The 13783-nt window shown below is 39.7% G+C and carries 13 protein-coding genes; 6 read left to right on the plus strand and 7 right to left on the minus strand.

Going from position 1 to position 13783, the window contains the following annotated elements:
- Both KK060_RS23115 and KK060_RS23120 read right to left on the minus strand, forming a co-directional pair.
- Positions 1–389 (minus strand): hypothetical protein (locus KK060_RS23115; protein ID WP_254157349.1); only part of this gene is annotated, 389 nt, incomplete at its 3' end.
- Between the two features lie 322 nt (positions 390–711).
- Positions 712–2496, minus strand: coding sequence for a carbamoyltransferase family protein (locus KK060_RS23120; protein ID WP_254157351.1), 1785 nt, complete (start codon positions 2494–2496; stop codon positions 712–714).
- Positions 2497–2708: 212 nt separating this feature from the next.
- On the opposite strand from KK060_RS23120, the gene KK060_RS23125 reads away from it, so the two are divergent.
- Both KK060_RS23125 and KK060_RS23130 read left to right on the plus strand, forming a co-directional pair.
- Positions 2709–3563: a DUF2541 family protein gene (locus tag KK060_RS23125; RefSeq protein WP_254157353.1), complete on the plus strand. Its 855-nt coding sequence runs from the start codon at positions 2709–2711 to the stop codon at positions 3561–3563.
- Positions 3564–3670: 107 nt separating this feature from the next.
- Positions 3671–6592 carry an FAD-binding and (Fe-S)-binding domain-containing protein gene (locus KK060_RS23130; protein ID WP_254157355.1) on the plus strand — a complete coding sequence of 974 codons (2922 nt, stop codon included), beginning with the start codon at positions 3671–3673 and terminating at the stop codon, positions 6590–6592.
- Positions 6593–6607: 15 nt separating this feature from the next.
- Here the strand turns inward: KK060_RS23130 and KK060_RS23135 are convergent, their stop codons facing one another.
- Positions 6608–7003: a response regulator gene (locus tag KK060_RS23135; protein WP_254157357.1), complete on the minus strand. Its 396-nt coding sequence runs from the start codon at positions 7001–7003 to the stop codon at positions 6608–6610.
- Between the two features lie 183 nt (positions 7004–7186).
- Positions 7187–7606 carry a response regulator gene (locus tag KK060_RS23140; RefSeq protein WP_254157359.1) on the minus strand — a complete coding sequence of 140 codons (420 nt, stop codon included), beginning with the start codon at positions 7604–7606 and terminating at the stop codon, positions 7187–7189.
- Between the two features lie 405 nt (positions 7607–8011).
- Here KK060_RS23140 and KK060_RS23145 point away from each other — a divergent pair, with 405 nt between their 5' ends.
- Both KK060_RS23145 and KK060_RS23150 read left to right on the plus strand, forming a co-directional pair.
- Entirely contained in the window at positions 8012–8407 is a 396-nt protein-coding gene (locus tag KK060_RS23145) for an SPW repeat domain-containing protein (RefSeq protein ID WP_254157361.1), read from the plus strand.
- A 277-nt stretch (positions 8408–8684) separates the two neighbouring features.
- Entirely contained in the window at positions 8685–9062 is a 378-nt protein-coding gene (locus tag KK060_RS23150; protein WP_254157363.1) for a response regulator, read from the plus strand.
- A 116-nt stretch (positions 9063–9178) separates the two neighbouring features.
- Here the strand turns inward: KK060_RS23150 and KK060_RS23155 are convergent, their stop codons facing one another.
- A complete protein-coding gene (locus tag KK060_RS23155; RefSeq protein ID WP_254157365.1) occupies positions 9179–10057 on the minus strand; it encodes a manganese catalase family protein in 879 nt (292 codons plus the stop codon).
- A gap of 296 nt (positions 10058–10353) precedes the next feature.
- Here KK060_RS23155 and KK060_RS23160 point away from each other — a divergent pair, with 296 nt between their 5' ends.
- Together KK060_RS23160 and KK060_RS23165 are read left to right on the plus strand one after the other, a co-directional pair.
- A complete protein-coding gene (locus tag KK060_RS23160) occupies positions 10354–11619 on the plus strand; it encodes a cytochrome P450 (protein WP_254157367.1) in 1266 nt (421 codons plus the stop codon).
- Positions 11620–11624: 5 nt separating this feature from the next.
- Positions 11625–11876 (plus strand): hypothetical protein, encoded by a 252-nt coding sequence (locus tag KK060_RS23165; RefSeq protein ID WP_254157369.1) that lies wholly within the window; start codon positions 11625–11627, stop codon positions 11874–11876.
- Positions 11877–11884: 8 nt separating this feature from the next.
- Here KK060_RS23165 and KK060_RS23170 read toward each other — a convergent pair whose 3' ends face one another.
- Both KK060_RS23170 and nhaA read right to left on the minus strand, forming a co-directional pair.
- On the minus strand, positions 11885–12088 hold the full coding sequence (locus KK060_RS23170; protein ID WP_254157371.1) for a hypothetical protein: 204 nt from the start codon (positions 12086–12088) through the stop codon (positions 11885–11887).
- A gap of 138 nt (positions 12089–12226) precedes the next feature.
- Positions 12227–13369, minus strand: a complete 1143-nt coding sequence (nhaA, locus tag KK060_RS23175; RefSeq protein WP_254157374.1) for a Na+/H+ antiporter NhaA — start codon at positions 13367–13369, stop codon at positions 12227–12229.
- Between the last annotated feature and the right edge of the window lie 414 nt (positions 13370–13783).

Consider the following 13783-nt stretch of genomic DNA (forward strand, 5'->3'; position numbering starts at 1 on the left):
ATTACATTTATTATCCCCAGGCGAAAGTCCATTTTACTTGCTCTTACCTTTACTTGTAATTTAGGGTTCGTTGATGTCGTCTTCACCTCCTCCAGCTTCGGCTTACGCATATAATCAGCAATCGCAGCGGTATACGCGTTAGGAAGTTTCAGCTTCTTTGCCCTCCTCCAGTAAAAAGCCTTTTTTTCTGCTATCAACATCATCGATTTTGCAAATGCGCTGGCCTTCTTAAAACGCTCCCGGTTATCGCGTTGTAAAGCACTTTCTTTCGTAACAGGCTTCGACCTGCGCGCTACAATAGTCTTTCCGCGTAGTTGTTTAAAAACGAATTTCGGTCCAAACTTACCGCTTAAACCTTCGGTAAGATCATTTTCTTTTACGTATGCCATATCAGTTTCTTTTCGGGTAAAGCTAAACCTGGGTTTTGACAAATAGTGACAAAAACTTCCGGGCATCTAATAAATCGATAACAAGTGCAGAATAAGTGCAGCACGAGTGGAGAAACCTTAATAAAGGGCCTAAAAAAGCCAGATTTTAGCCATGCTAACCTAAATCATCAGGGCATTAAATTAAGTCCGGTAAGCAGTGAAAGTGGACAGCTGTGCCGGGTTAAGCTATAAATAAAAGCTACGTATCTTTAAAACCGCCAGTTACTCGGCTTTGTGCAATGGCAGGTCTGTACTAAGTTTTTAACTCTATACAAGTCATTAACTAAATCAACGTTTCCTGTAACGCCTTTGAGTTTTCCCTTTTGTTTACAGATCCTTTTTGCCCTGCATTCTTTTCTATAATAAATGAACCGATAACCAGTGCATCAAAAGGCGATGACCAAAAGCATTCAACTGCATCCCTGGGGGTACAAACAATAGGCTTCCCGAGTGTATTAAATGATGTATTAACAAGCACCGGAACACCAGTAAGTGCTTTAAACTCTTTTAATAAATTATAGTACGTCGCATGTTGATCTTTATTAACAGTTTGAATCCTCGCCGTGCCATCAGTATGTCTTACAGCTGGAATCTTGTCTGCTTTATCTTCCTTTACGGGATAAACGAAAAGCATAAAGGGCGAGTAGCTAGCATTCTCAAACCATGCGGCAGCATCTTCTTCAAGAACAACAGGGGCTACTGGTCTGAAATCTTCACGATCTTTTACTTCGTTTAGTCTTGCCTGCATCGAAGCATGAATAGGTGAGGCAAGAATTGACCTGCTACCCAAAGCCCTCGGCCCAAACTCCATTCTTCCCTGGTGCCACCCAATGATCTTGTCTTCTGCAAGTATTTTTGCAGCATCAACAGCAATGTTGTCAGACTTGCGATAAGGTACTTTGCACCACTTAAGAAACTTCTCAATTGCTTCATCAGAAAAGTCAGGTCCCCAATACGCATGGTCCATTGTAAACATACGTTCATGGCTTTTTCTTTCTTGTGCATCTATCCAGAGCGCTGCACCCAGTGATGTACCTGCATCTCCCGCAGCAGGTTGTACCCAGATATTTTTAAAAGAGCTCTTATCTCTCAGGTAGGCATTCATCACACAATTCAAAGCAACGCCTCCCGCTAGGCAAAGGTTTTCCTGCTTTGTTTCATGATATAACCACGCTGTAATTTCAAGCATCACATCTTGCAATACCTTTTGTAGCGAATGCGCTATATTGAAATGATGAGCAGTAAACTCGTCACCTTTCATTCTCCGCTTACCAAACAGTGCAGTAAAATCTGCATCATCAATAGTATACTGCCCGTTATCTTTCAAGTGAATCATCTCCCTGAATTCTTTCTCAAATTCTGGTTTACCGTAAGATGCTAATGCCATTACTTTATATTCATCGGATGAATGAAGAAATCCAAGATGAGCGGTAACCTTCTCGTAAAGAAGCCCCAGAGAATGAGGCATGTTTACCTGACTTATACAAGTGAGATTATTCCCCTGCCCATAGTAATATGATGTTGTAGCGTTCTCACCACGTCCATCTACCGTCATCACAGCTGCGCTTTTATAAGGCGATGCAATAAACGCACTTGCAGCATGACTGATATGATGATCTACAAAATGCCATTTGAAGTCAGTGGTTTTCGTACCTGTAAAACGAGGCTGTAGGTGGTGTGGCCATCCATCTACCAATTGTCTCGGCGCATTAATTATGTACGACAAGAATAAAGGATCCCAGGGGTTGCTCCATTGCTCACTTGTAGTAGAATCACTTGGTTGCAACGGAAGCTTCACCTCTGTTTTACCAACATGTTCTTTCGGTAAGATCAGGTAAGGATCAAAAGAATATGCTACATGGTCTACATCTTTAAGATGAATTCCTGCAACTTCCAGACAATAGTTTATAGCATGATAGGGAAGCTCGTATGTTGAAAATGGAACGGGTCTCTTCCCATGTTTAATATGCGTAAAGCGCTCTTCTTCTGCCGCTGCAAGTAGAACTCCATCTTTAACTATTGATGCTGATGAATCATGAAAGACCGCATTGATGCCTAATGTGTACATATTACTTTCTTTAAGAATCGTATAATTAAAAAAAGTATTCCGTTAAAGTGATTACTTCTTTCTTGTATTAGTTTTCAATGTGTTGATGATACATATTCGCAACACTTAATGGCTGCTTCTCATCATACACTAATGAAACAATACGCTGTTGATATATTCAACAGTTTCTGGCATAGCCTTTTAATTATGAATTGAAAAAAATAAGAATCGATATGAAAAGAGAAGTTGGCATTTTAGTAATGTTTTTCAGTTTAATAATTGGCAGTGCAGCAGCACAAAAACCTGCTGTAGTTACAAGTGGTAAACCAGGATGGCATAAGATCGGAGAAACAGTTGCAAGTTTCAAAGGTCAGAATGAGTCCATTGCAGTAATGGGTGCCGATGAATTTAGTTCAATTAAATTAAAGGTTTCAGAAGCTCCGGTGAATATTGAACGCCTACAGGTTTTTTATGAAGAAGGATCTATGGAAGAAATTTCAGTAGATAACGAATTAAAGCCTGGTGAAGAAACAAGAGTAATAGACCTTAAGCATGCAGGAAAGGATATTCAGAAAATAGCTTTCACATACAAAACCGCTTCTAATAGCGAGGCCGACAAAGCACATGTTGAAGTATACGGACTAAAATCTGATAATGATGATGCTGCTGCTTATCGCAGCGAGCAAAAAGTACAAGATACAAGGGATGAGATCAGGGAAGAGGCAAGAGAGACAGGCGATGAAGCAGAAGCTATAACTGACGAAGTAAGAGATGATGTGAACGCTGAGACTAAGGAAACAAAACAGGAAGTAAAGGAAGAAAGCCAGGAAGCAGCAAACAAGACCGATAGAAAAACCGACAAGGCAGGAAAGGATATTAAAAGAACAGCAAAAAAAGTAGGGGATAAGGTTTCTGAAGGTGCTGGCGATCTTGCGGCAAATATCCGCGATAAAAGAGTGAAGGGAAAAGTAAGCCCTGATGGAGAAGCGGTATACGTTGATGAAAATTCACAGTACTATTACGTCAACGATAAGGGAGCAAAAGTCGTTATCGAGGAGTCTGATTTGAGAGATCAGTCAAATAATTAAAACGAAAAGTTTTTAAAGGAAAAGAGGAAGCGCAAGCTTCCTTTTTGTGTTTTAAGGCGTGTCAGAATCATTGTGACTTCGGTTCAAATAAATTAGCTTTGCTAATTATGAACCTGACTAGTTTAAAGAAGGAGCTTGAAGGCGAACTCTTTACAGACAATACCATCCGAAGGCTATACGCTACAGACGCTTCTGCTTATCGCGAAATTCCCCTGGCAGTAGCTATTCCCAAATCAGAAGATGATATCGTTGCTCTTATACGCTTTGCAATAAAACATAAAACATCGGTTATCCCACGCACTGCGGGCACTTCGCTTGCCGGGCAGGTAGTAGGTGCCGGAATAGTTGTTGACGTCTCGAAACATTTCAACAAGATTGTTGAAATAAATAAGGAAGAAGGATGGGCTATTGTTCAACCAGGTATTGTTCGAGATGATCTGAATAACCATCTCAAACAATTCGGATACTTTTTTGCGCCTGAAACGTCAACTGCCAACCGCGCAATGATCGGCGGTATGATTGGTAATAATTCATGTGGATCAAACTCCGTTGTGTACGGTAGCACGCGTGAACATTTGCTGGAGGTTAATGCAATTCTTGCAGATGGTTCTCAGGTTTGGTTTGGGGCGCTTACAGAAGAGCAATTTAATGCGCGCATCCATGCTTCTGATGAAACATTGGAGACAAAACTTTACAAGCATATTTATAATCTGCTATCTGATAAAGAGAACCTGAAAGAGATAGAAAAGGAATTTCCTAAGCCATCAATCCAAAGACGTAACACAGGCTATGCCATTGACATGCTCGCACGCATGCAGCCTTTCAAAACAAATGGAGGCGCTTTTAATTTTTGCAGTTTGATAGCAGGATCAGAAGGAACCCTTGCTTTCGTCACGTCAGCGAAAATTAAACTAACACCACTCGATCCTCCGCATAAAAAGTTGGTTTGCATTCACTGCAAAAGCATTGATGAATCTTTGCATGCAAACCTGGTGGCTTTAAAGCATAATCCCTCCGCAGTCGAGCTGATGGATCATTACGTTTTTGAAGCCACAAAGAGAAATATCGGACAGATTGAGAATCGCTTTTTTATAGAAGGCGAACCACAGGCAATACTTGTAGCAGAGTTAACAAGAGCATCCGAAGAAAAAGCAATAACAGATGCAAAGGCTTTAATTGAAGATCTGAAAAATAACGGACTCGGATATTCCTACCCTATTGTAGGAGGTGACGATATTAAAAAGGTTTGGAACCTCCGTAAAGCAGGGTTGGGTCTTTTATCGAACGTTCCCGGCGATGAGAAGCCAGTTCCGGTAATTGAAGATACCGCAGTAGCAGTTGAAGATCTTCCTGCTTATATAGCAGACGTGGGAGAAGTACTAAAGAAACACGGGCTGTACAGTGTTCATTATGCGCATGCTGGCTCTGGTGAATTACATCTTAGACCCATCATCGATCTTAAAACAACAGAAGGCGTTCAGCTTTTTAGAACCATTGCTGAGGAAATTGCAACTCTGGTTAAAAAATACAGGGGATCTCTTTCCGGAGAACATGGTGATGGAAGGCTTCGCGGTGAGTTTATTAAACAAATGATTGGTGAGCACAACTACACGCTCATTAAAGAATTAAAGTATACATGGGATCCCGACAATGTCTTCAACCCAGGTAAGATTGTAGACACTCCTCCAATGGATACCTTTCTTCGCTTTGAGAAAGATCAGGTTACTAAAGAGTTTGATACCATCCTTGACTTCTCGGAAACAATGGGTGTGCTGCGCACAGCTGAGCAATGCAATGGATCTGGTGATTGCCGTAAAACGCACATCAGTGGCGGTACAATGTGTCCAAGTTACATGGCTACACGCAACGAGAAAGACACCACACGGGCCCGTGCTAATATACTCAGAGAGATGATTACCAGGTCCGATAAGTCTAATCCTTTTGCACACGAAGAGATTAAAGAAGTGATGGACTTATGCCTGAGCTGTAAAGGATGTAAATCAGAATGTCCTTCCAATGTTGACATGGGTAAGCTTAAACAGGAATGGCAATATCAGTACTATAAGGAAAAAGGTGTTCCCCTGAGAAGCAGGCTTATTGGAAATTTTGCACTTACCATGAAGCTTGCCTCTCTCGCACCTTGGGGATATAATTTCATCTTCAATAACCGCGTACTGGGTAATACAATGAAGACACTTATCGGATTTGCACCAGACAGAAGCATGCCACACCTTTCTCCTATAACCTGGAAGAAGTGGTTCAGAAAGAAGTTTAAGCCCACCGTTAAAACACCTGTAAGAACAGTTTACCTGTTTATTGATGAATTGTTGAATTACAATGAGGCTGAAATAGGAATTCTAACAGTACAACTTTTAGATAGACTCGGATACGAAGTAAAGGTATTGGATCACTTTGACTCGGGTCGAAGTTTTCTTTCAAAAGGATTACTGGAAGAAGCACGTGACCTTGCAAAAAAGAACGTAGCCCTCTTTAAAGACCACATCACTGCTGATACACCTTTAATAGGCGTAGAGCCGTCTGCTATCCTTACCTTCAGGGATGAATACCCTGACCTTCTTCGTGGCAAGGAAAAGGAAAGCGCGCTGCAGGTTGCATCCCATACCTTAATGATTGACGAGTTCCTTTCTAAAGAGCTGGATGCAGGACGAATTGATGTGAACTTGTTTAAGCAGCAGAAGGCGCTTATTAAACTTCACGGGCATTGCCAGCAGAAAGCACTCTCAACACTAACACACCTCAAGAAGCTGTTAACAAGATTGGGAAACAACGAAGTGCATCTCATTCCATCAGGTTGTTGTGGAATGGCCGGTTCTTTCGGCTATGAGAAAGAGCATTATGATCTTTCTATGCAAATAGGAGAATTAGTATTATTTCCGGCAGTAAGAAAACAACCTGATAATGTAATTATTGCTGCACCAGGCACAAGCTGCCGCCATCAGATTAAAGACGGAACATCAAGAAAGGCATTGCATCCCGTAGAGATATTATGGGATGCTTTAATTAAATGATAAACGATACTGTTGCTATGCGCTTAAGTATACCTTTTCATAAAGCACGTTCTTGAGCGAACTACATAGCTTACCAAAGTCACCTTGCTTGATTACGTAATCAGCAGCGCCTAAGGCCATACTATCTTCAATGTCGCGTTGAAAATTAGAAGTTGAATATATAATTATGGGTGAGTTAAAATCCTGAATGCCTTTTAGCATCCCCATAAACTCTTTACCGTCTATATGCGGCATGTTTAAGTCGAGAAAAATTACATCAGGTATATTTCCTTCTTCAAGATGTTTAAAGGCTGCTCTACAATCTGTAAATGGTGTAAGCTCGACAGGTAGAGGAATTTGGGCAAGTGCTTCACAAAAAAGTAACACATCATCCTCATCATCATCTATCAGGTATAAGCGCTTTACTTTCATTTTTCCAAAGTTGGGTGATCTGCAATAAGGAAAAAATTTGTACCAGTGATAAGCAGCTTATTATTTAAGCAGACACTTGCAGTACCAGAGATTTAAACGATCGACAGATATAACGTCTGCAAAATATTAAATAAGTGTATTTAATACACTTAATAGTGAATGCTTATCGTGATTAGTAATAGACTAATTTTTATAAGTGCTCCAATCCTTTTGCAAGGTAGACTCAAGGGTAGATATAAGTGCATTGAATTGTGGCGGCTTGCTGATGTACTGAACTGCTCCCAGCTTTAAGCAATTCTCTTTTTCCTTTTCAGCAGATGAAGTGGAATATATAATCACAGGAAGATGCTTTAGGTTCTTATCTGTCTTTAATGCCTTTAAGCATTCCTTGCCGTTCATGATGGGCATGTTCAAGTCAAGAAATATAATATCTGGCAGCAGTAAGGAGTCTTGTAGTTGAGTTAAGGCATCCTTACCATCCTTTGCTGTATAACAAACTATCGATCTATCAATTACTTGTAAAGCTTCTAGAAATATGTGTTGATCGTCCTGATCATCATCTATCAGGAAAAGCACTTTAGGAAGAACTACCTCTCTGGTCATTTAAACATAAATTTCCGTCTTATCAGCGAAATAACCTAATTTTTACACGCTTCGTCGGTGTTTTTTAAAATTATCTTCCTATATCATTAAACGTGAATAAACAATCGATAACATTGGCACACCCTTTTTAAATAACAAGTTAGATCTATTTAAATATATATAGGCAGGTGAACCGTAATTCGCCAGCTACCAAAATAAAAAAGAGAGTTGGGCCCGTAAGCTTTACTCTCTTTTTTATTTATATCAAGTTACGTCCATGTTTTGCCTAACGTTGTGCAATCGATAAACCTGGTTGGCGAATAAGCGTAAAAAAATGTGCTTGTTTTGCTGATAATCAACTACATGCGGCTGAAAATGTTTGAAAGGCATAATTGTTTTTTCAGTACCTGATAAATACTAATAATTATGAAAATACTTTCAACTAAAGCTCACGGGATATTAGATTATCTAATGGGCGTTTTACTGATAGCCGCTCCCTGGATTTTTAATTTCGCCAGAGGTGGAGCAGAGACTTGGGTGCCGGTTGTATTAGGAGCCGGAATGTTGCTTTATAGCTTATTAACAAACTACGAAATGGGTGTATCAAAAGCTATATCAATGAGAGCACATCTTACAATGGATGTTCTTTCTGGTATTTTGCTTGCCGCTTCACCATGGATCTTCGGTTTCAATGATTTCGTTTATCTGCCGCACCTGATATTTGGTATACTCGAAATAGGTGCTGCTATGATGACAGAAAGTGCACCAAGTCCTGCAAGGGATACATCAGCGGTTCCTGGACAACATAGGCATGCACATTAAGGTTTGCTATACCTGAACTAAAAGCCGGAGCTTAGCTCTGGCTTTTTTTATATATGCCATATTATACAGGTAGCCATAACGTTATACCAGCAGTTTATCGAGTATAACACCACGGAAATATAGCCGCTTGATTTGTCTGTTGATAACAGAACTTTATCTTAAAGTTCTGCATCTGATCAAAAAATGTTTAATATATTGTGATACAAGTCGTTTCTTTCGGCACCTAACAGTCTATAGACGGAAACAAATTGATTCGTTCAATTTAAACTTTTGAATTATGGTATTACTGAATATAGATGACGATCCTGAAGATTTAGATAACTTTTTTCGTGCAGTGAAAACAGTAAACCCATTGGCAAAATGTTTACTGGCGCGAAATGCGAAAGAGGCATTGCACATTTTGAAAGATACGCTTCTTCCTGATTATATCTTTCTTGACATTCGCATGCCAATGATGGATGGTAAAACAGTGCTTTCTGAACTCCGAAAGAATAAAAGGCTTAGGTCGGTTCCGGTAATAATGTATTCATCTTCTATTAACCCCCGTGAAATTGAAGAGTATGAAAGCCTTGGGGCAAACGAATTTTTAAATAAACCGAGAGACTTCTTTAGTCTTTGTGATGCGCTGGTAGGCTACCTCAAAATGAATAAATGAGCGGAGATAGTTCCGCGGTTGTTGCTGACAAGATTCGAGATATTCTTATACTGTACTTCCTGACTTCCCTTTTAAAAAGTAGTAGCCTGAACGTTAGAACAGGCTACTACTAAAACCTAACCCGCGATTATATCTTTTACTTTTTCAATAAAGCTTCCGTCTGAGTTAACCATTTGCTCACGCTGTGCATGAGTTTCTTTGTCTGGAGGCCCTAAATTAGGAATACCACCTATAGGAGCTGCAGGCTCTTGTCTGAATGTTCCTTTTCCATCTATAGAAGGTCCTTCTGACCAGCGACCTCTTGCCATAGTAGGATCTTGTCTGTCAATATTGGTAGTAAAGAAGGTGTAGTTTACAGTTTGATTTTCCTTCTCCTGCGAGAATGTATTAGGAATTGGATGTGTTCCTGGACCAAGTTCCTCAAGCACTGCAAGCCATTGATTTTGGTGCATAGTGTCCCGTGCGATAAGGAAAGACAACATATCTTTCATACCAGAATCATCTGTCATTTCATACAAGCGAGTTGCAAGTACTCTTCCCGTTGCTTCAGCCATCACATTGGCATGCATGTCCGCAGCAAGGTTTCCACTGCTGACTACCCAGGATCCATTAAATGGAACACCGTTAGCGTCTGAGGCCATCGCCCCTAGTCCTGCTGACAGAATATGGCGAGGATCTTTACCTCCCATAACAGCACTTATCATCGGGTTACTTGCAGCCATTTCGTCTTTAAGCACACTTGATGAACCCTCCAGGTTAAGACATACCGCTGTTGCAAGCATTTCAATGTGAGAAATTTCTTCAGTGCCGGTATTGAGCAACATATCTCTGTACTTCATTGGCCCACGTGAATTCCACGCTTGAAATAAAAACTGAAGACATACGCGGATCTCTCCTTCAATACCTCCTATGGCCTGTTGTAGTAGTTTAGCAAACTGAGGATTTGGTTTGTCTACTCGTACCTTGTACTGTAGTTCTCTATCGTGATAAAACATATGATGTATAGATTAAGAATTTTTTACAGGAGACTTCATAATAAACATCATTCCTTATTATACAGTATTTATATCAACATTAATTGAAGAATCTCCATTTAAGAGACAGTATCACCGTTAACGTTTTACCAATGCATATTTTACTGCTCCTTGACTAATCTTTCATCTCGTCCAATTGCATTTAGACCTGTTTTTCTGCAAGCGATATAATGTTGAAATTTCGCCCTTTAATAAGTTTTGTACCTGAGTTAGCAGTTCTAGGCATAATGATTTTTACTTTCTTTAAAACGGATTATATGCCTGCTATTCCCTATGTCAATGGACTTAAGTTCTCTCTCGGTTTCGCACGCGAGGGATATGAATATATCTACAACACATGTCATAAGTATCAAACCGAAATCTTCAAAACTAATGTTTTATTGAATGATGTGATTTGTTTGACAGGAGAAGAAGCTACCAAACTATTTTATGATACTACAAAATTTGAGCGAAGAAAAGCAATTCCTAAGCCTATTCAGAAAACACTTCTAGGCGAAAATGGTGTACAAACACTTGATGCAGAAAAACACAAGCAACGGAAAGCGATGTTCATGTCTGTTATGTCTCCTGAAAGCATAAGCAGGTTTAAAGCAATACTATCTGAGCATTGGAGAAGGTACATCATCAAATGGGAAAATACAGAGAAGGTTGTTCTTTTTAAAGAAGCACAGGAAATTCTTTGTAAGTCTGCGTGTGCCTGGGCAGGAGTGCCTTTACCTGATAGAGAAGTGCGTTCAAGAGCGGATGATTTTGTAGGAATGGTTGACGCCTTCGGTACTATTGGTATTAGGCATTGGAAGGGAAGGGCGGCAAGGAGCAGAACAGAGGAATGGATAACGAATATTATTCAGGATGTAAGACAGGGTAAATCAACGCCCTTTCCTGGGTCGCCATTATCAGTAGTAGCCAATGCAAACGAGCTGAATACTCATATGGCCGCCGTTGAATTAATAAATCTCACGCGTCCAATAGTGGCTATTTCTTATTATATCGCTTTTATCGCACATGCACTTTATCATCATCCGGAATGTCATCAAAGCCTTCTAATGCATGATGAAGGCTATCTTGAAAATTTTACTCACGAGGTACGCAGATACTATCCTTTCGGTCCGATAACAGGCGCCAGGGTTAAAGAAGATTTTGAATGGAAAGGATATCCCTTTAAGAAAGGTACACTGGTCTTTCTTGACATTTACGGGACCAATCGAGACCGCAGGGTATGGAGCAATCCCAGTACATTTAATCCGGAGAGATTCAAAGTATGGAATAAAAGTGCATTCAATTTTATTCCCCAGGGCGGAGGAGGTCATATGGCAGGTCACCGGTGCGCAGGAGAACAGATCACTATTGAAACGATGAAGATAAGTACAAACTACCTAGCTAATTACATAGGCTATAATGTGCCCGAACAAGATATGACTATTGACCTGACAAGGATACCTACTTATCCTAAAAGTGGTTTTATAATAGATCACATTACAGTTAAAGATTATTCACTGAATGAGACAAACGTAACAGTATAAAAATTATGATGAAACAAAGAGAAGTTCAAGGAGATGACAATGTACGATGGACTTGCGTGCAAGCTTTTGCAGGGGTAGAAGGTAAACTTTCAGATAAGGCAACAAAATTATCTCAACAAGATGGTGGAAATGTTGAAGTTGTTTGCACACCATCAGGAGGTGCGCAAACAGTAAGATTACAACTCAATGAAGATTGGATCGAAGAAACTTCTGACCAGGATCTAATTCAGGCAATTAATGATAACAGAACAAATTAGTGTACAAGTTATCGGGATATCACCTGATACGCCTTTTCTCCATCTGCTTCTGTTTGTCTGATTACTTTAGATTGAACCAACTCCAAAAGTAGTTGGTTGAGAAGTGTTTCATCCGAAACGTTGAGCTGCGATACAATTTGTGAATGTGTTTTAATATCGTTTGGTGCTTTTCTGAAATTGGTAATGTAGTTAAGGATATCAATTTTTTTCATAGGAAAAGGACTTTGAATATCAGGTAAACGTATTCGTGGTTGAAAGGTTAGGGGTTATTCAGGCTAAAATTTGTGAGTCTGCTTTACACTTTTGATTACGTTCAATATCGGACACGCTCATGTTACTTTTGAACAAATTTATTCAGTAATAACATTTGTTTTGCTGATTGACTTAAGCCATGCAAATCCAATTAATCCTGCAACTACTGAAGCAATCATTACAGAAATTTTAGATTGATCAATAAGGTCAATATCGTCAAAAGCGAGAAGACTTATAAATATAGACATAGTAAAACCGATACCGCCTAAAAAGCCCGCTCCGATCAGATGTTTCCATCCTAAATGATCAGGTAAGACTGACAATTTAAGGCGTGTAGCTATAAAGCTGAACAATACAATACCGGTAGGCTTCCCAATTAATAAGCCTGCCATAATACCAAGACTGATAGCACTGCCTAGCGCATAATAAAAATCGCTTTCTATTATGATGCTCGTATTAGCAAGGGCAAAAAGCGGAAGGATAAAGAATGCAACTGGCTTATGCAGATGATGCTGAAGTTTATAAGATGGAGATCTTTCATCGCCATTTCCAAAAGGAATAGCAAAGGCAAGTAACACGCCTGTTATTGTAGCATGTACGCCGGAGTTAAGCATAAAATACCACATTGCAATACCCCCAGCTAGGTAGGGCCAGAGTTGATGTACTTTAAGTCTGTTGAATACAATTAGTACTGCAAAAATACCTAACGCAATGCCGAGGTTTAGAAGGCTGATCGTTGTTGTATAAAAAATGGCAATAACAATAATGGCACCAAGATCGTCTATAACTGCAAGCGCTGTAAGAAACACTTTTAATGCATTTGGTACACGGTTGCCCAGAAGAGAAAGTATTCCTAGTGCAAATGCAATATCTGTAGCCATTGGTACTCCAAGTCCCCTTACATTACCGCCATTTACATTTATCATATAGTAAACAAGCGCGGGTATCACCATTCCACCGAGGGCGGCAAGCAGGGGAAGGGAAGCATTTTTTAGGGAAGATAGTTCACCTATGTAGATTTCCCTTTCCAGCTCAAGGCCTATTAGAAGGAAAAAGATAGCCATAAGTCCGTCGTTAATCCAATGAACAAGATGGTGATTTGCTATTTCCACGTGCCATATTAATCCATAGGATGGCAAAATATTAGTAACGACAAGGGAAAAGAGCGTACAAAAGATGAGAATTAATCCGCCAGCACGTTCACTGTTAAAAAAATCAACGAATAGTTTTGTTAACTTCATAGTCCACCCGATTTAATAAACGACCTGCAAGTATAAGTACATATTAATACTATAAAAATATGGAGCCCTTAAAAGGCTGGTAGCCCTTCACGATTATAATGTTTCTCTAATGTTCCAAAAAATAGTTGAATAAATTTTAACAGAAGTGATTATCCTTGCATTATGAGCTTTTCGCCTGAAAACATTCTTCTGTTAGGATCTATACTTTTATTCATTAGTATTGTTACAAGTAAGACATCTTTTCAATTCGGAATACCTGCGTTAATTCTTTTTCTAATCGTGGGTATGTTGGCGGGTTCTGAAGGGCCTGGCGGTATTTATTACAGACTCGTAAAAACATCTAAGAGCCCACGAGAACCGAAATTATCTCGAATGCACTGATATTCGTGAAAAAAACTGTATCGGCGGGCGGCG

Source organism: Chryseosolibacter indicum, assembly GCF_018598585.1.
GTDB lineage: Bacteria > Bacteroidota > Bacteroidia > Cytophagales > Cyclobacteriaceae > Chryseosolibacter > Chryseosolibacter indicus.